Raw genomic sequence first — 21,060 nt, forward strand, 5'->3', positions numbered from 1 at the left:
ATGACCCGCATGCTTCCCAAGCTGCTTGCAGCCTCTGCCCTCCTCGCGTTGACCGCCTGTGGTGACTACGCCACCTCATGGGACCGCGAACTTGGCTCCGAAGTCGACAAGGGCCAGTTCGGCAACGCCACGATGAACAACACGCTCATCCAGACGGGTGAGATCTCGTACACCGTGGCGCTGGCCGAACGCTTCGCGGCCGAAGTGCCCGACACGATCAACTTCGCCTTCAACAGTGCCGAGCTGTCGGGCGATGCCCGTGCGATCCTGAAGAAGCAGGCCGACTTCATCCGCCAGTTCCCCGAGGTTCGCTTCCGCGTCTTCGGACACACGGACAAGGTCGGCTCCAACAGCTACAACCAGCGTCTCGGCCTCCGCCGGGCCCAGGCCGCCGTGGCCTATCTCAGCTCGCTCGGCATCAGCCGGTCGCGGCTCGAGGCGGTGGTTTCCTATGGCGAGACGCAGCCGATCGTGCAGACCCAGAACCCCGAAGTGCGCAACCGTCGCACGGTGACCGAGGTTTCGGGCTTTGTCGGCAGCCACCCGCTGGTCCTGAACGGCAAGTACGCCGAGATCATCTGGCGCGACTACATCATCAGCGGCACGCGTGAGCATCTTGGCGAACGCGCTGACGCAGGTGCCGGCGGCGGCTGATCCTCCGCCTTTCAGCAAAGATCAGAGGCCGGGCCTTGCGCCCGGCCTCTTCGTTTCCAGAATAGTGATAATCCCAGAAACAGGCTCTTTTAGCCCAATTATCGCCACCATTCTTGAACAAGGTCCAAACCATAGGATGAGTTTGGGGGTCTGATTTCCCAAGGCGCGACCGATCCGACGATATCCGGTCAAGACCTTGAAATCCAAAGACAAACGCCCTGCACCAAAAGGACGCAACGCGAGATGACGAGCAAAGCCACTGTACAAAGCGATCCGGCGCCGATCCTCGCCTGCACGATTTCGCGGGATGTGCAGCGATTCGATCTTCTGATCGACGACATGGAGCAAGAGCTGGGCGAAGCCTGGGGGGACCTCAACTTCGAGGATGCCCTCGTGTTCCTCAAGCAGCCCGACAGCACCGGCATGCAGTTCGTCGCCATCGCAGTCGACAGCGAAGATGAATCCGAACTGTCGAAGATGAACGACGTGATCAAGGCCGCCAAGGCCAAGAAGATCAAGGTCCTGCTCATCGCCAACCAGGTCAGCCCTTCCGTCCTGCACCAGATGCTGAAGTTGGGCGCTGACGACTTCGTGCCCTATCCGCTGCCCGAAGGCGCGCTGCACGACGCGATCGAGCGTCTGCGCAAACCCGCGCCGGTGATGCCGGATGGCTACGACCCGGATACGGGCCTCTTCAACCCGGTCTTCAAGGCCAAGGGCGACCGCAACGGCGTGATCCTGCCTGTGCATGGCATGGCGGGCGGCGTCGGCGCCACCACCTTCGCCGCGAACCTGGCCTGGGAACTCGCGGTGACCCCCGACTCCGAAGGCATGCGGGTGTGCGTGATCGACTTCGACCTGCAATTCGGCTCGGTCGCGACCTATCTCGACCTGCCCCGCAAGGAAGCCGTGCTGGAAATCCTGACCGACACCGCCTCGGTGGACGCGGACTCGCTGATCAAGTCGATGCTGACCTTCAACGAAAAGCTGCACGTCTTTACCGCCCCGGCCGACATGTTGCCGCTGGAAATGGTCACACCCGAAGACGTCGGTCGTATCCTGGACACCGCGCAGGCCAACTTCGACTTCGTCATCGTCGACATGCCCAGCGCCGTGGTTGCCTGGACCGAAGCCGTGTTGACCCGCGCCCATGTCTACTTCGCGCTGTTGGAGTTGGACCTGCGTTCGGCACAGAACATCCTGCGCTTTGTCCGCGCGCTGAAGGCCGAAGCCCTGCCGCACGACAAGGTGCGCTATGTGCTGAACCGCGCGCCCAAGTTCACCGACCTTTCCGCCAAGGCCCGCGTCAAGCGCATGGCCGAAAGCCTGGACATCGCCATCGAGGTGCAACTGCCCGATGGGGGGGAACAGGTGACCCAGGCCAACGACCACGGCCTGCCGATTGCTGAAAGCGCGGCGAAGAACCCGCTGCGCAAGGAACTGCAGAAGCTTGCCAAGTCCTTGTACGACCTGAACAAAGCCGCTGAAACCGCCAAGGCCTGATCCAAGGGGAATAACCAGTGTTTAGCCGCTTCAAGAAAGATACGCCGCCCGGTGCCCGCCCCGTCCAGAGCGCTGCGCCAGTTGCGGCTTCGGCTGCGACCGCCGCGACCGCTGCCCGCGCTCCGGCCGCCCCGCCGCCGGTCCAGCAGCGTCCGCCTGCCGAGGCCGTCGCCGCCGACCGGGAAAAGAAGCGCAAAGAGCGCCTCACCGAACTCAAGGTCGAGATCCACAAGCGTCTTCTCGAGGACCTGAACCTCTCGGCACTTGAATCGGCCAGCGAGCAGCAGCTGCGCACTGAAATCACCTCTCTGGCCACCGAAGCGCTGGACGAGATGTCGGTCGCCCTCAACAAGGATGACCGTCTCGCCCTGACGCAAGAGCTGTATGACGAGGTCATGGGCCTTGGCCCGCTCGAGCCGCTTCTGAAGGACGACACGATCAACGACATCCTGGTGAACGGGCCGAAGCGCATCTTCATCGAACGCGCGGGCAAGCTCGAACTTTCCGACGTCACCTTCCGCGACGAACGCCACCTTCTGCGCATCATCGACAAGATTGTGTCCGCCGTGGGCCGCCGGGTCGATGAATCGAACCCCTATTGCGACGCCCGTCTTCAGGACGGCAGCCGTTTCAACTGCATGATCCCGCCGATTGCAGTGGACGGCTCGCTCGTCTCGATCCGTAAATTCAAGAAGGACAAGCTGAAGGTCGAGGATCTCGTCCGTTTCGGCGCCTTTACCGAGGAAATGGCCGCCTATCTCCAGGCCGCCGTGTCCTGCCGGCTGAACATCATCGTCTCGGGTGGTACGGGTTCGGGCAAGACCACCACGCTCAACGCACTGTCGTCCTTCATCGACAACCACGAACGCGTCCTGACCATCGAGGACACCGCCGAACTTCAGCTGCAGCAGGTCCACGTCGGCCGGATGGAAAGCCGCCCGGCGAACGTGGAAGGCAAGGGCGCCGTCACCCAGCGGGATTGCTTGCGCAACGCACTGCGTATGCGTCCCGACCGCATCATCGTGGGGGAAACCCGGGGTGAAGAGGTCATCGACATGCTGCAGGCGATGAACACGGGCCACGATGGCTCGATGACCACGATCCACGCCAACAACCCGCGCGACGCCGTCAGCCGTCTTGAGAACATGGTCGCCATGTCCGGGATCGAGATGCCGCTGAAAGCCATGCGCAGCCAGATCGCCTCGGCCGTCAACCTGATCGTTCAGGCCAGCCGCCTGCAGGACGGGACGCGCCGCATGACCTCGGTGACCGAGATCACCGGCATGGAAGGCGAGGTCATCTCGATGCAGGAAGTCTTCCGCTTCGAACGACTGGGGGTCGAGCCTTCGGGCAAGATCATCGGCCGGTTCAACGCGACCGGCATCCGCTCGGCCTATTCCGACCGCTTCCGCCAGTGGGGCTTCGACCTGCCGGCTTCCATCTACGAACCGATCATCTGACCGCCATGGAAATCAGCGCAGCACCCCTTATCTACATCATGATCTTCGTGGCGGTCGTCGTGATCGTCAACGGTATCTATCTGATCGTATTCGGAAAATCCATCAGCCTGAACAGCCGGGTCAGCCGGCGGCTCACGCTTCTGGAAAAGAACGCGAACCGTGAACAGGTCCTGGAACAGCTTCGCAAGGAGATGAACCAGCATCTGAACGCGAAGAACATCCCGCTCTACTCGATGCTGGCCAAGAAGGCCCAGCGGGCCAACATCGCCTTCTCGCCCCAGGCCCTGATCGGGATCATGGCGGGTCTTTCGGTCTTTGCCTTCCTCCTCCTGTCGGTCTTCACCGCTGCCGAGACCGGCCTGCGCGTTGCCCTTGGCATCGCGATGGGGGTCGGCGGGGTCTTCTACTGGGTCAACAGCACCGCGAAAAAGCGGATGAACCTGCTGGAAGAGCAGTTGCCCGACTCGATCGAACTGATGGTCCGCTCCTTGCGTGTCGGCCATCCCTTCTCGACCGCCATCGGCATCGTTGCCAAGGAAATCCCGGACCCGCTGGGCTCCGAATTCGGCGTGATCTCCGACGAGGCCGCCTATGGCCGCGACGTGTCTGAATCGCTCAAGGCCTTTGCCGAACGGATGGACAGCCAGGACCTTCGGTTTCTTGCCGTCGCCGTCTCGATCCAGCAGCAGTCCGGCGGCAACCTCGCCGAAATTCTTGAAGGTCTCGCCAAGGTGGTCCGCGCGCGCTTCAAGCTGTTCCGCCGAGTCCGCGCCATCACGGCCGAGGCGAAATGGTCCGGCATGTTCCTTTCCGGCTTCCCCATCGCCGCGCTGGTCATGATCAACGTGGTCCAGCCCGACTACTATGACGAAGTCAAGGAGACGACCGCCTACATCCCCGCGGCCCTTTTCGTCATTACCTTCCTCATCATCAACATCATCTACATGAAGGTGATGACCAACATCAAAGTGTAGGTCGAACATGGACTTCCTTCCCAACTTCATGACCGGACTGACCGAACGCTTCGGTCCGATGGCGCCACTTCTGGCGGTGGGTCTCTTGGGCCTGTTGCTGATCCTGCTGGCCCTGCCGGTGGTGATGAAACGCAAGCGCGACCGCTTTCGCGAGCTGAAGGACCAGGTTCCCAAGACGATCAACGAAAAGAAGAAGGGGCTGCGCAAGGCCGACCGTCTCGACAAGCTTGAGAAGTTCGCCCAGTTCCTTGAACCGCAGAAAAAGGAAGAGCTGTCGGCCGCCAAGCTGAACATGCTGCGCGCGGGCTACACTGGCAAGAACGCGGTGCGCATGTTCCATGCGGTCCAGTTCCTGCTGGCGATCCTGTTCCTGATCGGCGGCCTGATCGTTGCGCTGATCAAGTCCATGTCGCAGGAAATGTCCGGCATGGACCTCATGCTGCACAGCCTCTTGCCCTGCGCCATCGGCTACTACATCCCGCGCTACTGGGTGAACAAGCGGGTCGAAAAGCGCAAGACCGAGATCATCCAGGGCTTTCCCGACGCTCTTGACCTGATGCTCGTCTGCGTCGAGGCTGGCCAGTCGCTCGACCAGTCGATCATCCGCGTCGGCCGTGAAAGCCGCGCCGGTTACCCCGCCCTTGCAGACGAATTCGACCTTGTCGCGCAAGAGGTCAAGGCCGGCAAGGAACGCATCTCCGTCCTTAAGGACATGGCCGAACGCGTGGGCGTCCCCGACGTCGCTTCGTTCGTGACCACGATCATCCAGTCCGCGACCTTCGGCACCTCGATTGCCGATGCCTTGCGGGTCTACTCGGCCGACATGCGCGACAAGCGCATCATGCGCGCGGAAGAGAAGGCCAACATGTTGCCGACGAAGCTGACCCTTGGCACTATGCTGTTTACAGTTCCGCCGCTTCTGGTCATTCTCATCGGGCCTTCCGTCTACGGAATGGTGACAATGATGGCCGAGCTGTCAAGCAGCCTGTGAAACGGGAAACGATTTGCGCCACGCGGCGATATTGACCGTCTGCGCCCTTCTGCTGGCTGGCTGCACGCCGGCCGGTAGTGTTTCCAGGAACAGCCCCTTTGGCGTGGATGCCCGCGGTGACGGCGTCGACGGCATGACCGTCGGCCACCGGCTGATGGAGGCGGGTGAGCACGAACTGGCACTCAAGGCCTATCTCCGCGGCGCCGGCGAGACCGGCGTAAACGCCGATGTCCTGTCCGCAATCGGGTCGGCCAATCTTGCGCTCGGCCGGTTGGGCCAGGCCGAGAATATCCTGAACCGCGCGCTTGAACTTGACCCGAACTTCGTGCCGGCGATCAACAACCTTGGCGTCGTCCTGATGGAACAGGGCAAGTCGGGTGAGGCACGCGTTCTCTTTCAGAAGGCCTTTGCGCTGGATAGTGGCGAAACGGACTCGATCCGCGAAAATCTGATGCTCGCTATCGCCCAGAGCGAGGCGAATGTGTATGATCCCGAACAAGAACAAGAAAAAGGCGGGTTCCGTCTCGTCCGGCAGGAAAAAGGCAAGTTCGTTCTCCTGTCCGATCTCTAGGCGGTGCCCTGAGCAGTCAACAAAAAGGACGCTTAAGATGCGCCATCCGGTAATTGCCTTGCTGTGCCTTGGCAGCACGGTTGCCCTGTCTGCCTGTCAGAACAACTCTGACGCACAGGTGCAGCGGGCCCTCAAGGACGTCAACGTCATCGACGAGACGAACCTCAACGACGTTATGCTGACGGTTGCTGACCCCGCTGAAGCGGTCGGATATTTCACCCGCACTCTTGAACAGAACCCCGACCGGATCGACTTGATGCGCGGTCTGGGCCGGTCTCTGGTGCGCGCGCAGAAGCCGACCGAGGCCGCCCAGGTCTGGCGCACCGCCGTGGACCATCCGGACGCCACGCCGGAAGACAGGGTGATGCTGGCCGATGCGTTGATCCGCTCGAACAAGTGGCCCGAAGCCAAAGCCGAGTTGAACAAGATCCCGCCGACCCACGAAAGCTTCGACCGCTACCGGCTTGAGGCGATGGTCGCCGACAGCGACAGGAACTGGAAGAAGGCCGACAGCTTCTACGAGATCGCAACCGGGCTGACCACGACTCCGGCCGGTGTCCTGAACAACTGGGGCTTCTCCAAACTGACGCGCGGTGAACATGCCGGCGCGGAAAAGCTGTTCATGGAGGCGCTAACTTACGATCCCGCGCTCTTTACCGCCAAGAACAATCTGGTCCTCGCCCGCGCAGCCCAGCGCAAATACGATCTGCCAGTCGTGCGGATGAGCCAGATCGAACGGGCCGAGCTTCTGTATTCGATGGGCCTTGCGGCGATCAAGCAGGGCGACGTTTCGGTCGGCAAGGGCCTGCTGAACCAGGCGATCGAAACCCATCCGAAGCACTTCGAAGCCGCCGTCCGCAGCCTTGAAGCCCTTGATGCCAATGTGAAGATGTAAATGCTTGAACCGAACGATGCGCTGATCCTTCTCGTCCCGGTGCTGCCCATTGCGATCTGGGCGGCCGTCTCGGACCTGAAGCGGATGAAGATCCCCAATACCGCCGTCATTGCAATGGCGGCAGTCTGGCCGCTGATCGGCTGGTATCTGGTGCCGTGGGAGTCCTGGCTCTGGGGCTTTGCGATCATGGCCGTGGTCTTTGTGGCGGGCTTCCTGCTTTACCTGACCGGCACCTTCGGGGCCGGCGACGCCAAGTACAGTGCCGCGATGTCGGGCCTTTTCGTCGGCGGCAACATCGGTGAGATTCTCCTGATCACCTTCATTTCCATGATCGGGTCCTTGATCCTGCACCGAATTCTGCGAAGCCTGTCCTTCGTTCGCAACGCGACACCGGACTGGGAAAGCTGGAACCGACGGCGCTTCTTTCCGTTCGGGCTGTCGCTGTCCAGCATCGTGGTCTTCTATCTTCTTGCCGCCATCTGGCCACAGGGCTGACACAAGTCGCGTTTACGACTCAAATCGAAGCAGTTCGCTACGATTGTCCACGGAGCTTGCCCTATGAACGCAGAAGCACCGGTGTCCGGCGTCCAACCGCCGCCCTCTCCCCGTTCGCTGGCCGACACGGGGCTGTCCACCATCATGATGCGGGACATCCTTCTCAAGACGATGTTCCGCACCAACCAGGACCAGGTCTCTGCCTTGTCCAAGGCGATCAGCCTGCCGGTCCCGCTGACGCAGGAACTGGTGGATCTCGCGCGCACGCAGAAGCTTCTGACCGCGACTGGCACCATGCACGCCACCGCTGGTGGCGAGATGGGCTATGAACTGACCGACGCCGGCAAGGCCCGCGCTTTGGACGCCCTGTCGCAGTCCGAATACTACGGCGCGATGCCGGTGCCGCTGGACCAGTATTCGGTGCAGATCAAGCGCCAGTCGGTCCGTGATATCCGCCTGAACCGTGATCAACTGATGTCCGGCATGGGCCACCTGATCCTGCCGCCCGACCTGATCGACAACCTGGGCCCCGCTGTGACTTCGGGCCGCTCGATCCTGCTTTACGGCCCCCCGGGAAACGGTAAGTCCTCGATCTCCCACGGCATCCGTGCGGCTCTCGGCGACAAGGTCTATGTCCCCCGCGCCATTGAATATTCCGGGCAGATCATCAGCGTCTATGACCCCATCGTCCACTCCGCCGCCGAATCCGCGGTGGATGACCCAAACTCCTTGCGCCGCACGTCGAACCGCTTCGACAACCGCTACGTCTATTGCGAACGCCCTTCGGTCATCACCGGCGGTGAACTGTCGCTCGACATGCTGGACCTGAACTACAACCCCACGGCGCGCACCTACCAGGCGCCGCTGCAGCTGAAAGCCACCGGCGGCATCTTCATCATCGACGACCTTGGCCGTCAGGCCGAACCGCCGCAAAAGATCGTCAACCGCTGGATCGTGCCGCTGGAGGAATCCCGCGACATCCTGGCTTTGCAATCGGGCGAAAAGTTCACCGTGCCCTTCGACACGCTGGTCATCTTCTCGACCAACTTCCACCCCAACCAGATCTTCGACGGCGCGGCCCTGCGGCGTATCTTCTTCAAGATCAAGATCGACGGCCCGTCGCAGGAAAACTTCCTGAAGATCTTCGCCATGGTCGCGCGCAAGAAGAAGATGCCGCTGGACGAAGTGGCGCTGATGCACCTGATGAAGGTCAAGTTCCCGACCATCGCCAACAACTACGCGAACTATCAGCCGGTCTACCTGATCGACCAGATGATCGCGGTCTGCGAGTTCGAGAACATCCCCTACCAGATGACGCCCGAGTTGATCGACCGCGCCTGGGGCAACATGTTCGTCCGCCAGGAAGACATCGCCCACTGATCCGGGGGCCAAATTCCTACTCAAGAATCTTGGGCGTCATGCGAAAATCGTGACGCCCTTTTCCGTGACAACCGCATCCAGCCGCTGGTCAAACGCGTCCGTCGGCACCTCAGCCACCTCCTGCGCCGCGAACGCAAAGCCCACCGCCAGCACTGATCCCCGCGCCCGCAGGCCCTCGAGCGTCCGGTCGTAGAACCCTCCACCATAGCCCAGCCGGTATCCCCGCGCGTCGTACGCCAGCATCGGCACAATCAGCACCTCTGGCTCGACCCAGGCCCCCTCCTCGGGGATCAGCGCCTTGAACGCGCCCTCGACCATAGGGCAGCCAGGCGACCACTCCCGGAACCGCAGCGGAGCCGCCTTCTCCAGGATCACCGGCACGCCCACCGGCCCCTGATGCGCCGCCATCGCGGGCAAGGGGTCGATCTCGGTCCGCATCGGCATGTAGCCCGCAAGCACGCGACCCTTCTGCCCCGCAAGGTAATCCGCCAGGATCTCGGCCGCCTGCCCCTGCCCTGCCGCAAAAGCCCTGGCCCGCTCGGCAAAGGCAGCGGCCCGCGCGGCAATCTTCACATCAGTCATGTCAGCATCACCGTCGCCAGCCCCAGAAAGGCAAAGAACCCCATCACATCCGTCAGCGTGGTCACGAAAGTCCCGCTGGCCAGCGCCGGGTCCAGCCCCATCCGTTCCAGCGTCAGAGGCACCAGCACGCCGCCCAAGGCCGCCACGATCTGGTTCACGATCATCGCCAGCCCCAGAACCAGCCCCAGATGCCAGTCGCCAAAGATCAGCACCCCCGCCACCCCCAGGATCAGCGCCAGGCTTATCCCGTTCATCAGCCCCGCCAGAAGCTCGCGCCGCACCACCCGCCCCGCGTTCGCCCGCGTCAGGTCCCGCGTCGCCAGCGCCCGCACGGCCACTGCCAGCGACTGCGTCCCCGCGATCCCGCCGGTCGACGCCACGATCGGCATCAGCGCCGCCAGCGCCACGATCTGCGCAATCGTCGCCTCGAACTGGGTGATCACCAGCGCCGACAACGACGCCGTGAAGAGGTTCACCACCAGCCACGGCAGCCGCTGCCGCACCGTCTCCAGCGGACCGTCGCTGACATCGGCCTCGTCGCCCACGCCCGCCAGACGCAGCATGTCTTCCTCGTGCTCCTCGTCCAGCACGTTCATCGCATCGTCGATGGTGATCACCCCCACCAGACGCCCCGAGCCATCGACCACAGGGCAGGAAATCAGGTGATACTGGTTGAAGATATAGGCGACGTCCGCCTCTTCGTCGGTCGCCGCCACGGTGCGGAAACTCTCCTCGGCGATCGTCTTCAGCCCGACATCCCGCGCCGAGGACAACACCCGTCCCAGGGTCACATATCCCACCGGAGTCATCCGTGGATCGACCAGGATCACATGGTAGAACTGATCCGGCAGATGTTCCGCTCCCCGCAGGAAATCAATGGCTTCGCCGACGGTCCAGTGCTCTGGCGCCACCACCAGCTCGCGCTGCATCAGACGTCCGGCGGAATATTCCGGCCAGGCCAGCGCCTGCTCAACCGCCACCCGGTCCGCCGCATCCATCGCGCCCAGAAGACGCCCCTGGTCCTCGGCTTCCAGGTCCTCGACAATGTCGACCAGGTCGTCCGAATCAAGCTCACGCAGCGCGTCCGCGACGACGTGATCGGGCAGCGCGTCCAGCACTTCCTCGCGGATCGCATCGCTGATTTCCGACAGAACCTCGCCGTCGATGACCGCCGAGCCCATCGCCAGCAGTGCCTCGCGGTCGGAACCGTTGACCTGCTCCAGAAGGTCGGCAATGTCGGCCGGGTGGACCGGGCCCAGCAGCGCCTCGACCCGGGCCGCATCACCCGCGCGGGCTGCGTCCAGTGCCGCCTCCAGCAGCTCGGCATGAACTTCCGGCGTCGTCCTGACCCTGGTATCCGCCATGCGCCCCTCCCTGCCTTGCCGCTGACCTTAGGTCGCTTTCCGCAGGACGGCAAAGTTTCGTCGTCCGCCCCTGCGCCTTCGCGCTTTTGCGAAACAGTTTCAAGTCACCATCCGCAGTAGAAAATTTACCGGCGGGCCGAAACCCTCTACGCTGCAACGGTTCAAGGGGTGCCGCATGATGACCGATCTGATCCTGGGCCAAGTCCTCAGCTACAGCGCCGACCCGTTCGCTGAAGGCCTCTCGGCCGCCCGCGTCCTGACGCATGGCGCCATCGCGGTGGAGGCCGGTCGCATCGCCGCCGTGGGCGAGGCTGCCGACCTTCGCGCCCGCTACCCAATGGCGCGCGTCCATGACCACGGGTCCAGACTGGTGTCTGCAGGCTTCATCGACGCCCATGTCCACTATCCCCAGACCGCCATCATCGCCTCCTGGGGCAAGCGGCTGATCGACTGGCTGAACACCTACACCTTCCCAGAGGAGATGCGCTTCTCCGACCCCGCCTATGCAGCCGAGATCGCGAACCGCTATCTCGGCCTTGTCCTCGCCCGCGGCACCACCACCGTCTGCTCCTACGCCACGATCCACCCTGCCTCGGTCGACGCGATCTTCACCGCCGCCCAGGCGCGCGGCATGCGCCTTTTCGCGGGCAAGACCTGCATGGACCGCAACGCGCCGCAGGGCCTGCGCGACACCCCGCAATCCGCCTACGACGACAGCAAGGCGCTGCTGGAAAAGTGGCACGGCCAGGACCGCCTGTCCTACGTCATCACCCCCCGCTTCTCGCCCACATCCACGCCGGAACAACTCGCCGCCCTGGGGGCGCTCTGGCGCGAATACCCCGACTGCCTGATGCAGACCCACCTGTCTGAACAGACCGACGAGATCGCCTGGGTTCGCGACCTATACCCCCAGTCGCGCGACTACCTCGACACCTACGAAGCGCAAGGCCTCCTGCGCGAAGGTGCCGTCTATGGCCACGCCATCCACCTGACCGACCGCGAGCGCGCCCGCCTGGTCGAGGCCGGGGCCTCTCTCGTCCACTGCCCGACCTCGAACACCTTCATCGGCTCCGGCCTCTTCGACATGCAGCTGGCCGCCCAGCTCCGCGTCGGCCTCGCCACCGACACCGGCGGCGGCTCCAACTTCTCGATGCTCCCAACGATGGCGGCTGCATATGAGGTCGCCCAGCTGCGTGGTCAGTCCCTTCACCCCGCGCAGCTCTGGTGGCTCGCCACACAAGGGTCAGCCCGCGCGCTGCACTGTGACGACAAGATCGGCAACCTCGCCCCGGGCATGGAGGCCGACCTGATCGTCATCGACCTTGCCTCCACTCCCGCCATCGAGCAAGCCACCCGCCGGGCGACGGACCTCTGGCAACAGCTCTTCCCCACAATCATGATGGGCGACGACCGCGCCATCGCCGAAGTCTGGGTCGGCGGCAAACGCCTCGCTGCCTGATCTTCTCCGTTTCAGCTTTGCACAAATATCCCCGCCGGAGGCGCGGCCCGAGCCGCTTTGCGTCCTTCACGCAAAGCGGCGAGACAAAAGCCTTGTGCGTCAGCACCCCATCCGAAAGCCGATCCAACCCGCGCTTAAGCCCGACGAATAGGGCCACCGCCCACACCGGCTCTGCGTGAACATGGTAAAGACCCCCTGAACGGCGCCGGCCAAACCGCTGATTTCATTGAACGCAGAATATCGTCCTGCGTGGACGATTACTCCGCCAGCTCCCAGCCGTCTGGGTAGAAATCATGCTTCAGGGCGACCGTCGTCGAGATCCGCTCATACTTCCAGATCTCCTCCGCCGTCACCGCAATCGGCCCGATCGAAGCCACCAGCGTCTCGCCATCCTTCAACCGCCGGGTCTGGAACCCCTCCATCCGCAGCGCCCGTTCCAGCGCTGGCCACGAGGCATCCGTCTCCTCGATGAAGAAGGCATATTCGACCACCGCCATCTTTGGCAGGCTGATCCCCTTGGACTGCCGGAAGGTGTCAAAGGTCTCGCGACGCTGGGCTTCGAAGTTGTGGTCCATGACGGGTCTCCCTGCCCGCCTTCTACCCTACTCGGTCCGGCTGCAGAAGCCCCGGTCGAAAGCCGAGCCCCAGGTCCAGTCCGACGCATTCAGCGCCTCGAACCCCACTGGCTCCAGTTCCCGCGTCACCCCGTCTTCGGTCGAGGTCATCTTCCACAGATCGACCTCACATTCCCTGGTGAAAGGGTCGCCACCCGGATTGTAGAACTTCGACCTGTGATAGTAGCCCACCACCGTATACTGGTTGTCGATGTACTGAAGCTGCGTGACCGACCGGCCCTCGGCATCCTCGTCGGCGAACTCGACCACCACCTGCAGGATCGACCCATCCGACGTTTCCACGACCTCCAATGCCTGCCGAGTGGCAAAGGCCGACAATTCCATGACCCTATTGTCGAACTCCGGGTCACCCTCGCCCGTGGGCACGCCGTCCAATGCTCCGCCCCAGATCATCAGCCGCGCCGTGTCGTCGTTCTGGACCAGACGGGCAAGGAAATGGAACCCCTGCTTCGACGCCCCTGCCCAGTTGCCGCTCGCCTCGGAAAGCACGGTCTGGGCCTGGACCTGCATGGCGAAAGCAAGCGTCAGCGTCAGGGCAGCAAAGCGGCGCATGGGGGTCTCCGGTTGATGACCCCAGGACCATGCCGCCTTCCGGGCGGACGGGAAAGGGCGGGAAAACCGGACGCTATCGGGCCAGGCGCGCGGCAAGGTCCCGCTGACGTTCCAGCACCCGGGGCAGGTCCAGCGTTGCCATCTGGCCCTCCCGCACCACCTGCCGTCCCTCGACGAACAGATGCCGCACCCGCTTCGGGCCGCACAGCACCAGCGCCGCGACCGGGTCCCAGCTTCCCGCTGCCTCGACCCCGCGCAGATCCCAGATCGCCAGATCCGCCCGCTTGCCAGGCATGATCTGTCCCAGGTCGTCCCGGCCAAGCACCTCTGCCCCACCCAGGGTTGCTATCTCCAGCACTTCGCGTGCACTCATCGCGTCGGCCCCCCGCGCCACCCTTTGCAACAGCATCGCCATCCGCGCTTCCGAGACCAGGTTGCCCGCATCGTTCGAGGCTGAGCCATCGACCCCAAGCCCCACTTTCACCCCCGCATCCCGCATCCCGCGGACCGGGGCGATGCCCGATCCGAGTCTACAATTCGAACATGGACAATGGGCAACACCGGTCCGAGAGCGGCTGAATAGTTCAATTTCCGAACCTTCCAGCTTGACGCAATGCGCGTGCCAGACGTCTGGCCCGGTCCAACCCAGCTCCTCGGCGTACTGGCCAGGGCGGCAGCCGAACTGGGCAAGGGAGTAGGCAACGTCCTCGTCGTTCTCGGCCAGATGGGTGTGCAGCATCACCCGCTTGTCGCGTGCCAAGAGCGCCGCATCCCGCATCAACTCGCGGCTGACCGAAAACGGCGAACAGGGCGCAAGGCCCACCCGCACCATCGCCCCCGGCTTCGGATCGTGGAAGGCGTCGACCACGCGGATCATGTCCTCCAGAATCGCCGCTTCCCTTTCCACCAGGCTGTCCGGCGGCAGGCCTCCGGCACTTTCGCCGATGCTCATCGCTCCCCGCGTCGGATGAAACCGCAGCCCCACCTCACGTGCTGCCGCGATGGTGTCGTCCAGCCGGGCACCGTTCGGATAAAGATACAGATGGTCCGAGGTCAGCGTGCAGCCCGACAGCGCCAGTTCCGCCAGCCCGACCTGAGCCGAGGTGAACATCTCCTCGGGCCCGAACTTGGCCCAGATCGGATACAGCGTCTTGAGCCACCCAAAGAGCAAGGCGTCCTGTCCCCCCGGCACCGCGCGGGTCAGGGTCTGGTAAAGATGGTGGTGCGTGTTGATAAGGCCGGGCGTCACCACGCAGCCGGTCGCGTCGATCACCTCGGCCTCGGCGGCGGGAAGGCCAGTCCCGGCGGCAAGGATCACCCCGTCCCGGATGTAGACGTCGCCGCGCACAATTTCCGCGCGGCGGGGGTTCATCGTGACCAGGACATCGGCGTTTCGGATCAGGGTATCGGACATGGGTGCACCTTTGCACCCTTCGGCCCGGCACGATGCCCCCCGAATCTTCGCCAGGGGCCGCCCGTCAGAAGGGAAAAGGACACGCGCGGCGGTCGAAGTATAGCGGGTTAGGGTTCCCTCGGGAAGCGGCCTCAGTCGTTCAGCAGCGCCAGCGCCTCGGCATGCACCTCGCGACTGGCCGCCGCCAGGATCTGCCCGCCCTCCAGGGCAGGACGGCCTTGCCAGTCGGTCACGATCCCGCCCGCCGCCTCGATCACTGCGATGGGGGCCTGTACGTCGTAGGCCTGCAGCCCCGCCTCGATCACCAGGTCGATCTGGCCCGCTGCGATCAGCGCATAGGCGTAGCAGTCGGTGCCATAGCGCACCAGTTTGGCACCCGCAGCCACGCGCCGGAACGCCACAGCTTCGTCAGCGGTGCCAACCTCGGGGAAGGTGGAAAAGACAATCGCTTGCGACAGCGGTCGTGCAGCACGAACAGACAGCGCCGCTTCGCCCATTGGTCCGACAACACGGGCTCGGCCCAGGCCGCCTTCGAACCGTTCGCGGATGTAGGGCTGGTCGATGATGCCGTAAAGCACCCCCTCGGCATCCCGGACCGAGATCAGCACACCCCAGGTCGGCGTGCCGGACAGATAGCCGCGGGTGCCGTCAATCGGATCCAGCACCCAAGTCAGGCCCGAGGTTCCGTCACGCGCGCCGAATTCCTCACCCAGGATACCGTCATGGGGACGGCGCCGGGCAAGGACTTCGCGCATACGCTCTTCGGACAAGCGATCGGCGGCTGTAACCGGGTCGAAGCGTTCGGTTTCCTTGGTCTCGGCCGCAAGATCCCGCGACCGGAAGTACGACAACGTGGCGACCCGCGCCACATCCGCCAATTCATGCGCCGTTGCGATCAGCTCGGACGCCAAACCCTCGGTTACCCGCATCCTGTCCCTCATGGCCTGCCGGACCGCACCTGGGGGTCCGCCCCAAGGGCGCGCTAAACGCCCAGGGGGACGAGGTCAAGGCAGCTTTCAGGCCGCTTCGGATAGAACACGGGCCAGATCGAACAGCCGACGGCGCTGCGCCTCGGGGATGGCGTAGTAGGAACGGACCAGTTCCAGTGCTTCCTTGTCCGACATCATGTCGGCATAAGCGTAACCGGCGGCGACCTGACCTTCACCCAGGCCTTCGAAGAAGAACGAGATGGACACGCCCAGCGCATCGGCCACATCCCAAAGGCGGGAGGCGCTGACGCGGTTCATGCCGGTCTCGTACTTCTGAATCTGCTGGAACTTGATGCCCACCTTGTCGGCCAGTTGCTGCTGGGTCATGCCCACCATCCAGCGGCGGTGACGGATGCGCTTGCCGACGTGGGCGTCTACGGGATGTTTCATTCTATACTCCAAAAACGTGTGTCCGTTCCCCTCAGTGTTGTATAAGCAAGTTTCGTGCCAATCTGTCGGGACCGGAAGAAGTTAACGAAAAAAATCTGCAGCGCGCCAAAACCTGTCCTTTTGGACATGCCCAATTGCACAGGTGTATAACACACGGTGCGGTTGTCCTGACCTGCCCGCGAGAGCAGCAGAGCCGAATCATCACTCGCCCTATAGTGGTATCGCATTTCGCGTTGCATTTTGCATAGGCTTCCAGCGGGTCGTTGCATTTTGCGAAAAATTTGATCATTGCGTTGCAAGAAACTGTACACAGGATAAAACGCCTACACTGTAGGTAGTAGAAACAACGCCGGCCTAAGGGGGCTTATATGCGCGCTTGGCAAGTCCTTGAATTCGGTAGCAACCCTATCCTGACCGACATTGACGCGCCAATACCCGTTAAAGGCGAACTTGTCCTGAGGGTGGAAGCAGTCGGGCTCAACTTCGCGGATATGCTGGCGATTCAGGGGAAATACCAGGTCCGACAGGTCGCGCCCTTCGTCCCCGGCATGGAAGTGGCCGGTGTGATCGAAAGCCTTGGACCCGACACTATTGGCCCTGCTCCCGGAACCGCGGTGCTTGCGACCTGCCCTGCAGGCGCCCTGGCCGACCGCATTTGCCTGCCCGCCGTCCGGGTAAGCCCCCTCCCTGCGGTCATGAGCTTCACCGAGGCCGCAGGCTTCCCCATCGCCTACGGCACGTCCCATCTTGCCCTGACCTACAAGGCGCGGTTGCAGCCGGGCGAGACGCTACTGGTCACCGGCGCGGCGGGGGGCGTCGGCCTGACGGCGGTCGAGATCGGCAAGCGGCTTGGCGCGCGGGTCATTGCCTCGGCGCGGGGCGAAGCTCGCCTCGCGGTAGCGCGCGTGGCAGGGGCCGATGTGCTGATAGACAGCGAAGCGCCGGATCTGAAAGAGCGGCTCAAGGCCGAGGGCGGGCTGGATGTCGTCTATGATGCGGTGGGTGGTCCGGCCTTCGACGCGGCACTGCGCGCGTGCAAGCCGGACGGTCGGCTTCTGGCCATCGGGTTCGCCTCGGGCGAGGTGCCGCAGATCCCCGCCAACATTCTTCTGGTCAAGAACCTGACAGTCTCCGGCTTCTGGTACGGCGGCTACGAGGCACACGCACCCGAACGGGTGGCGGCCAGCATGGCTGAACTTCTGCGGTGGCGGGCCGAAGGGCTGATCCGGCCCCATGTCAGCCACGTCCTGCCCTTCGAGGCGTTCCTTGACGGCCTTGCCCTGCTGCGGGACCGCAAGGCCACCGGCAAAGTGGTCATCCGCGTCGGTCAGGAGCCGTAGGCACAGCGCAATTCGCTGACCAGCAGGTCCAGCGCCTCGTCCGACCGGCGACTGCCGCGGTAAAGCGCCAGCTTCATGTCTCCGACCGGCGGCAACTGGTTCTCGCCCCCGATCACACCCATCCCCTCGGGAATACTGCTGGCCATCCGTACCGACACGGCCAAGTCCGCCGCGACCGTCGCCTCGACGGCCTGCTCGCTTTCGCCGCCCGTGGCCATTTCCCACGGAATACCCGCAGCCTCCAGCGCGGCCTGCGCGCGGGGACGGAAGATGCAGGTGTCCTTGAAGCCCAGCCGCAGCGGCCGCCGCTGCCAGGCGTTGCCGTCGGGGGCGCCGACCCAGACCAGTTGGCGCGTCGACAGCACTTCGGCGCCTGAGTCGGGCGCGTCTTCGGTCGTCAGCATCACGTCCAAGGCACCGCGGGCATAGTCCTGCTTCATCAGGATGGTGAAGGACGAGACAAGGTTGATCCGAACCCGCGGATAGGCCTGGGCCATCCGGCGCAGGATGCCGGGAATCGCCGGATAGACCACGTCATGCGGCACCCCCAGCCGGATTTCGCCCTGGCAGCAGGTCGACGCCAGTTGTGACAGCGCCTCGTCGTTCAGGGCCAGCATGCGCTTGCCGTAGGACAGAAGCTGCTCGCCCTCTGGCGACAGAGCCAGCTTGCGGGCCGCGCGCAGGAACAAGGTCATCCCCAGCGATTCTTCCAGCCGCTTGATCTGCATCGAGACCGCAGATTGCGTGAGGTTCAGATAACCCGCCGCCCGCGTGACGCCGCCGACATCGGCGACCGTGACGAACGAACGCAGCGAGGCAAGGTCAAGGTTCCGGGGCATATCACAGATCCTGATGGATGATCCAACAATCATTCGTTTCCATCATGCACCGGAAAGGCGCATTGTTCAAGCATCCTGATGCAACCGCATTGTCCCATCACCAGAGAAGATGAAGGAGACCAACATGCCGACCCTCCGCCTTGCCCTCCCATTCGCCATCCTCCGCTCCAGCGCCTTGGCCCGGTTGCCGGCCCGCCTTCTGGCCGCCCAAGCCCTTGCGCGGTCGCGCCGCTCGCTTGGTCGGCTGGACGACCATATCCTGCGCGACATCGGCCTGACCCGCGAGCAGGCCGAATCCGAGGCCCATCTGCCTGCCTGGGACGCGCCAATGCACTGGAAGGGCTGAAACCTTTACATTTTCGCCACTTCTCTGCGGTCAAGACGCTTGAAATGCTGTATAGGGTTCCCAATATTCTGTGCACGAGGTCGCGCCGGTCCCCCCGGCGTTGCCCTTAGGGACAACATCGGAGGCTTCTATGGCTCAGTTTGATACGGTCCGCAGCGCAGGCGTTGGTGCCCGCGCGCAGATCGACGAAGGGCTTCGCGCCCACATGAACAAGGTCTACGGACTGATGTCCGTGGCAATGATGGTGACGTTCGGTGTCGCCTGGGCCGTCGGCACGTCCGACGCGCTTCTGTCGATCTTCCGCACCCCCGAAGGCGGGATGACGATCCTTGGCTGGGTCGCGATGTTCGCGCCCCTGGCGCTGGTCTTCGCCTTCGGTGCGCTGATCAACCGGCTTTCGGCGGCTGGCGCGCAGCTGTTCTTCTACGTCTTCGCCGCCGCGATGGGTCTGTCGATCGCCTGGATCTTCAAGGCCTTCACCGGCGTCTCGGTTGCGCAGACCTTCCTCGTGACATCGATCGCCTTCGCGGGCCTGTCGCTGTACGGCTACATCACCAAGCGTGATCTCAGCGGCATGGGCACCTTCCTGATGATGGGTCTGATCGGCCTGATCGTCGCCATGATCGTGAACATGTTCCTGGGCTCCGGCGCCCTGGCCTTCGCGATCTCGGTGATCGGTCTCTTGATCTTCGCAGGCCTGACCGCCTTCGACACCCAGCGCATCAAGACGGACTACATCGCTCATGCGCAGTCGATGGATCAGGAATGGCTTGGCAAGTCCGCGATCATGGGCGCGCTGAACCTCTACCTGAACTTCATCAACATGTTCATGTTCCTGCTGCAATTCATGGGCAACCGCGAATAGCTCAGGCACCGCAGGCACCACGAAGCCAAAGGGCCGGTCGCAAGACCGGCCCTTCTCTTTTGTGCCGCTAATCTCGGGTAAGGTCGGCCACCATCCGCATCACCGGAAAGGCGATCCCCGGCCCGAGGACCAGCTCTTGCGCGTTCAAGGCGCGGAATTTCAGCGACCGATAGAACGGAACCGCTGTGCGGGTCGACAGGCAGTCAAGCCAGCGCACCCCCGCCTCGCGCGCCTCCTGCATCACCCGCTCCATCACCATCCGCCCCAGGCCCTGCCGCACCACGTCGGGATCGGTCGCCACATGGCGCACATGCCCCGTCATTTCGGCAACCGGCCCGCCGGAGGGGCTGTGCCGCGACCAGCCTCCCGCCGCCAGGATACGGCCCTGCGCGTCCTCGGCCACGAAGTAGCGGCCCGAGGCCAGCAACTCGGGCTGCGCGCGCGCAAAGCGGGGCACCGCCAGCACCAGGGTCGAGGGCGGATAGTCCGCCGCCAGCAGGCGGGGATAGCTGCGCATCAAAAGCCGGTCGATCCCGGCCAGATCGGACGGAGCAGCGCGGCGAAGCGTGAGTGTCTGGGCCATGCGACGAGATGATGGAGCATTGCGCCGGAAAGGAAAGGGCTAGACCATCACTGCCCCGAAAACCCGGCCCACGGCCCACGTCACCGCCATCGCCACCGCGCCCCAGAAGGTGACACGCAGGACCGCACGCGAGATGCCTGCGCCCCCGGCGCGCGCACCCACCGCCCCCAGAAGCGCGAGGAACACCAGCGACAAGCTTGTCACCCAGAGCGACAGCTGCGGCTCGGGCGCCAGCGCCGCTGCCGCCAAGGGAAGTGCGGCCCCCACCGCAAAGGTCAGGGCCGAGGCCCCGGCGGCCAGCAGTGGTCGCGCCTCGGTATGCTCGAAGATCCCCAGCTCGTCGCGCACATGCGCCGCCAACGGGTCCTTGGCGTGCAGCGCCTCGGCCACCTGCCGCGCGAGTGCCGGCGGGACGCCCCGGTCCTCGTAGATGCCGGCCAGCGCCCGCAACTCCTCTTCGGGGTCGGCGGCGATCTCGGCCCGCTCTCGCGTGATGTCCGCCGCCTCGGTGTCCGACTGCGACGAGACGCTGACATATTCCCCTGCCGCCATCGACAGCGCCCCGGCCGCCAGTCCCGCGGCCCCCGCGATCAGCACTTCGGCCCGGCCCGAGGCCGCCGCGACGCCGACGATCAGCGAGGCGGTCGAGACGATCCCGTCGTTGGCCCCCAGCACAGCGGCCCGCAGCCAGCCCACACGCGCGACATAGTGCTCTTCCCGGTGATTTCGTTCCATGACGGCCTCCATTGCTGCCCCCTCCTCGCGCCGCAACGCGCAGG

General features: G+C 64.0%; 23 protein-coding genes. 13 read left to right on the top strand and 10 right to left on the bottom strand.

Translation table 11 applies throughout. The features are described from left to right. The 9 genes from Q8M85_RS07280 to Q8M85_RS07320 all read left to right on the top strand — a co-directional run bounded on the left by Q8M85_RS07280 (position 1) and on the right by Q8M85_RS07320 (position 8,923). Positions 1 to 654, top strand: coding sequence for an OmpA family protein (locus Q8M85_RS07280; RefSeq protein WP_305542245.1), 654 nt, complete (start codon positions 1 to 3; stop codon positions 652 to 654). Positions 655 to 897: 243 nt separating this feature from the next. Continuing rightward, on the top strand, positions 898 to 2,157 hold the full coding sequence (locus tag Q8M85_RS07285) for an AAA family ATPase (RefSeq protein ID WP_305542247.1): 1,260 nt from the start codon (positions 898 to 900) through the stop codon (positions 2,155 to 2,157). A gap of 17 nt (positions 2,158 to 2,174) precedes the next feature. Then, positions 2,175 to 3,617 carry a CpaF family protein gene (locus Q8M85_RS07290; protein ID WP_305542249.1) on the top strand — a complete coding sequence of 481 codons (1,443 nt, stop codon included), beginning with the start codon at positions 2,175 to 2,177 and terminating at the stop codon, positions 3,615 to 3,617. Positions 3,618 to 3,622: 5 nt separating this feature from the next. Beyond that, the gene (locus Q8M85_RS07295) at positions 3,623 to 4,591 is read left to right on the top strand and encodes a type II secretion system F family protein (RefSeq protein WP_305542252.1); all 969 of its coding nucleotides are present in this window, start codon (positions 3,623 to 3,625) and stop codon (positions 4,589 to 4,591) included. 7 nt (positions 4,592 to 4,598) lie between these two features. Beyond that, positions 4,599 to 5,582, top strand: a complete 984-nt coding sequence (locus Q8M85_RS07300; RefSeq protein ID WP_305542255.1) for a type II secretion system F family protein — start codon at positions 4,599 to 4,601, stop codon at positions 5,580 to 5,582. 13 nt (positions 5,583 to 5,595) lie between these two features. Next, positions 5,596 to 6,153, top strand: a complete 558-nt coding sequence (locus Q8M85_RS07305) for a tetratricopeptide repeat protein (protein WP_371135211.1) — start codon at positions 5,596 to 5,598, stop codon at positions 6,151 to 6,153. A gap of 37 nt (positions 6,154 to 6,190) precedes the next feature. Next, complete coding sequence (locus Q8M85_RS07310; protein ID WP_305542257.1) at positions 6,191 to 7,048, top strand: lipopolysaccharide assembly protein LapB; 858 nt, start codon at positions 6,191 to 6,193, stop codon at positions 7,046 to 7,048. Then, entirely contained in the window at positions 7,049 to 7,543 is a 495-nt protein-coding gene (locus tag Q8M85_RS07315; RefSeq protein ID WP_305542260.1) for a prepilin peptidase, read from the top strand. Positions 7,544 to 7,606: 63 nt separating this feature from the next. After that, complete coding sequence (locus Q8M85_RS07320; protein WP_305542263.1) at positions 7,607 to 8,923, top strand: ATPase; 1,317 nt, start codon at positions 7,607 to 7,609, stop codon at positions 8,921 to 8,923. Positions 8,924 to 8,959: 36 nt separating this feature from the next. Here the strand turns inward: Q8M85_RS07320 and Q8M85_RS07325 are convergent, their stop codons facing one another. Then, entirely contained in the window at positions 8,960 to 9,505 is a 546-nt protein-coding gene (locus Q8M85_RS07325; protein ID WP_305542266.1) for a 5-formyltetrahydrofolate cyclo-ligase, read from the bottom strand. Continuing rightward, the gene (gene mgtE / locus Q8M85_RS07330) at positions 9,502 to 10,869 is read right to left on the bottom strand and encodes a magnesium transporter (RefSeq protein WP_305542268.1); all 1,368 of its coding nucleotides are present in this window, start codon (positions 10,867 to 10,869) and stop codon (positions 9,502 to 9,504) included. The genes Q8M85_RS07325 and mgtE overlap by 4 nt, the downstream gene beginning before the upstream one ends. Positions 10,870 to 11,047: 178 nt before the next feature. On the opposite strand from mgtE, the gene guaD reads away from it, so the two are divergent. Beyond that, a complete protein-coding gene (gene guaD / locus Q8M85_RS07335) occupies positions 11,048 to 12,328 on the top strand; it encodes a guanine deaminase (RefSeq protein ID WP_305542271.1) in 1,281 nt (426 codons plus the stop codon). A 257-nt stretch (positions 12,329 to 12,585) separates the two neighbouring features. Here the strand turns inward: guaD and Q8M85_RS07340 are convergent, their stop codons facing one another. The 5 genes from Q8M85_RS07340 to Q8M85_RS07360 all read right to left on the bottom strand — a co-directional run bounded on the left by Q8M85_RS07340 (position 12,586) and on the right by Q8M85_RS07360 (position 16,308). Further along, complete coding sequence (locus Q8M85_RS07340) at positions 12,586 to 12,903, bottom strand: ribonuclease E inhibitor RraB (RefSeq protein WP_305542274.1); 318 nt, start codon at positions 12,901 to 12,903, stop codon at positions 12,586 to 12,588. Positions 12,904 to 12,930: 27 nt separating this feature from the next. Continuing rightward, positions 12,931 to 13,515, bottom strand: coding sequence for a hypothetical protein (locus Q8M85_RS07345; protein ID WP_305542277.1), 585 nt, complete (start codon positions 13,513 to 13,515; stop codon positions 12,931 to 12,933). 73 nt (positions 13,516 to 13,588) lie between these two features. Next, entirely contained in the window at positions 13,589 to 14,929 is a 1,341-nt protein-coding gene (locus Q8M85_RS07350) for an 8-oxoguanine deaminase (protein ID WP_305542280.1), read from the bottom strand. Between the two features lie 131 nt (positions 14,930 to 15,060). Further along, positions 15,061 to 15,858 (bottom strand): inositol monophosphatase family protein, encoded by a 798-nt coding sequence (locus Q8M85_RS07355; protein ID WP_305542283.1) that lies wholly within the window; start codon positions 15,856 to 15,858, stop codon positions 15,061 to 15,063. A gap of 87 nt (positions 15,859 to 15,945) precedes the next feature. Beyond that, positions 15,946 to 16,308, bottom strand: coding sequence for a helix-turn-helix domain-containing protein (locus Q8M85_RS07360; RefSeq protein WP_305542285.1), 363 nt, complete (start codon positions 16,306 to 16,308; stop codon positions 15,946 to 15,948). A gap of 368 nt (positions 16,309 to 16,676) precedes the next feature. On the opposite strand from Q8M85_RS07360, the gene Q8M85_RS07365 reads away from it, so the two are divergent. Further along, on the top strand, positions 16,677 to 17,648 hold the full coding sequence (locus tag Q8M85_RS07365; protein ID WP_305542288.1) for an NADPH:quinone oxidoreductase family protein: 972 nt from the start codon (positions 16,677 to 16,679) through the stop codon (positions 17,646 to 17,648). On the opposite strand, the gene Q8M85_RS07370 is transcribed toward Q8M85_RS07365, so the two are convergent. Continuing rightward, the gene (locus Q8M85_RS07370) at positions 17,636 to 18,487 is read right to left on the bottom strand and encodes a LysR family transcriptional regulator (protein WP_305542291.1); all 852 of its coding nucleotides are present in this window, start codon (positions 18,485 to 18,487) and stop codon (positions 17,636 to 17,638) included. The two genes, Q8M85_RS07365 and Q8M85_RS07370, sit on opposite strands and share 13 nt — an antisense overlap. 124 nt (positions 18,488 to 18,611) lie before the next feature. On the opposite strand from Q8M85_RS07370, the gene Q8M85_RS07375 reads away from it, so the two are divergent. Both Q8M85_RS07375 and Q8M85_RS07380 read left to right on the top strand, forming a co-directional pair. Beyond that, positions 18,612 to 18,833 carry a DUF1127 domain-containing protein gene (locus Q8M85_RS07375; RefSeq protein ID WP_305542294.1) on the top strand — a complete coding sequence of 74 codons (222 nt, stop codon included), beginning with the start codon at positions 18,612 to 18,614 and terminating at the stop codon, positions 18,831 to 18,833. A gap of 130 nt (positions 18,834 to 18,963) precedes the next feature. Further along, on the top strand, positions 18,964 to 19,698 hold the full coding sequence (locus tag Q8M85_RS07380) for a Bax inhibitor-1/YccA family protein (protein WP_305542297.1): 735 nt from the start codon (positions 18,964 to 18,966) through the stop codon (positions 19,696 to 19,698). A 67-nt stretch (positions 19,699 to 19,765) separates the two neighbouring features. Here Q8M85_RS07380 and Q8M85_RS07385 read toward each other — a convergent pair whose 3' ends face one another. Together Q8M85_RS07385 and Q8M85_RS07390 are read right to left on the bottom strand one after the other, a co-directional pair. Further along, complete coding sequence (locus Q8M85_RS07385) at positions 19,766 to 20,281, bottom strand: GNAT family N-acetyltransferase (RefSeq protein ID WP_305542300.1); 516 nt, start codon at positions 20,279 to 20,281, stop codon at positions 19,766 to 19,768. Positions 20,282 to 20,320: 39 nt separating this feature from the next. Beyond that, a complete protein-coding gene (locus Q8M85_RS07390) occupies positions 20,321 to 21,016 on the bottom strand; it encodes a VIT family protein (RefSeq protein WP_305542303.1) in 696 nt (231 codons plus the stop codon). Positions 21,017 to 21,060 lie beyond the last annotated feature (44 nt).

Source organism: Tabrizicola sp. (genome assembly GCF_030694085.1).
Taxonomy (GTDB): Bacteria; Pseudomonadota; Alphaproteobacteria; order Rhodobacterales; family Rhodobacteraceae; genus Tabrizicola.

What these genes read in the sequence shown, in the direction of transcription:
- Q8M85_RS07280 (WP_305542245.1), top strand. Translation starts at nt 1, where the DNA reads ATGACCCGCATGCTTCCCAAGCTGCTTGCAGCCTCTGCCCTCCTCGCG.
- Q8M85_RS07285 (WP_305542247.1), top strand. Translation starts at nt 898, where the DNA reads ATGACGAGCAAAGCCACTGTACAAAGCGATCCGGCGCCGATCCTCGCC.
- Q8M85_RS07295 (WP_305542252.1), top strand. Translation starts at nt 3,623, where the DNA reads ATGGAAATCAGCGCAGCACCCCTTATCTACATCATGATCTTCGTGGCG.
- Q8M85_RS07300 (WP_305542255.1), top strand. Translation starts at nt 4,599, where the DNA reads ATGGACTTCCTTCCCAACTTCATGACCGGACTGACCGAACGCTTCGGT.
- Q8M85_RS07310 (WP_305542257.1), top strand. Translation starts at nt 6,191, where the DNA reads ATGCGCCATCCGGTAATTGCCTTGCTGTGCCTTGGCAGCACGGTTGCC.
- Q8M85_RS07315 (WP_305542260.1), top strand. Translation starts at nt 7,049, where the DNA reads ATGCTTGAACCGAACGATGCGCTGATCCTTCTCGTCCCGGTGCTGCCC.
- Q8M85_RS07320 (WP_305542263.1), top strand. Translation starts at nt 7,607, where the DNA reads ATGAACGCAGAAGCACCGGTGTCCGGCGTCCAACCGCCGCCCTCTCCC.
- Q8M85_RS07325 (WP_305542266.1), bottom strand. Translation starts at nt 9,505, where the DNA reads ATGACTGATGTGAAGATTGCCGCGCGGGCCGCTGCCTTTGCCGAGCGG.
- mgtE (WP_305542268.1), bottom strand. Translation starts at nt 10,869, where the DNA reads ATGGCGGATACCAGGGTCAGGACGACGCCGGAAGTTCATGCCGAGCTG.
- guaD (WP_305542271.1), top strand. Translation starts at nt 11,048, where the DNA reads ATGACCGATCTGATCCTGGGCCAAGTCCTCAGCTACAGCGCCGACCCG.
- Q8M85_RS07340 (WP_305542274.1), bottom strand. Translation starts at nt 12,903, where the DNA reads ATGGACCACAACTTCGAAGCCCAGCGTCGCGAGACCTTTGACACCTTC.
- Q8M85_RS07345 (WP_305542277.1), bottom strand. Translation starts at nt 13,515, where the DNA reads ATGCGCCGCTTTGCTGCCCTGACGCTGACGCTTGCTTTCGCCATGCAG.
- Q8M85_RS07350 (WP_305542280.1), bottom strand. Translation starts at nt 14,929, where the DNA reads ATGTCCGATACCCTGATCCGAAACGCCGATGTCCTGGTCACGATGAAC.
- Q8M85_RS07355 (WP_305542283.1), bottom strand. Translation starts at nt 15,858, where the DNA reads ATGCGGGTAACCGAGGGTTTGGCGTCCGAGCTGATCGCAACGGCGCAT.
- Q8M85_RS07360 (WP_305542285.1), bottom strand. Translation starts at nt 16,308, where the DNA reads ATGAAACATCCCGTAGACGCCCACGTCGGCAAGCGCATCCGTCACCGC.
- Q8M85_RS07365 (WP_305542288.1), top strand. Translation starts at nt 16,677, where the DNA reads ATGCGCGCTTGGCAAGTCCTTGAATTCGGTAGCAACCCTATCCTGACC.
- Q8M85_RS07370 (WP_305542291.1), bottom strand. Translation starts at nt 18,487, where the DNA reads ATGCCCCGGAACCTTGACCTTGCCTCGCTGCGTTCGTTCGTCACGGTC.
- Q8M85_RS07375 (WP_305542294.1), top strand. Translation starts at nt 18,612, where the DNA reads ATGCCGACCCTCCGCCTTGCCCTCCCATTCGCCATCCTCCGCTCCAGC.
- Q8M85_RS07380 (WP_305542297.1), top strand. Translation starts at nt 18,964, where the DNA reads ATGGCTCAGTTTGATACGGTCCGCAGCGCAGGCGTTGGTGCCCGCGCG.
- Q8M85_RS07385 (WP_305542300.1), bottom strand. Translation starts at nt 20,281, where the DNA reads ATGGCCCAGACACTCACGCTTCGCCGCGCTGCTCCGTCCGATCTGGCC.
- Q8M85_RS07390 (WP_305542303.1), bottom strand. Translation starts at nt 21,016, where the DNA reads ATGGAACGAAATCACCGGGAAGAGCACTATGTCGCGCGTGTGGGCTGG.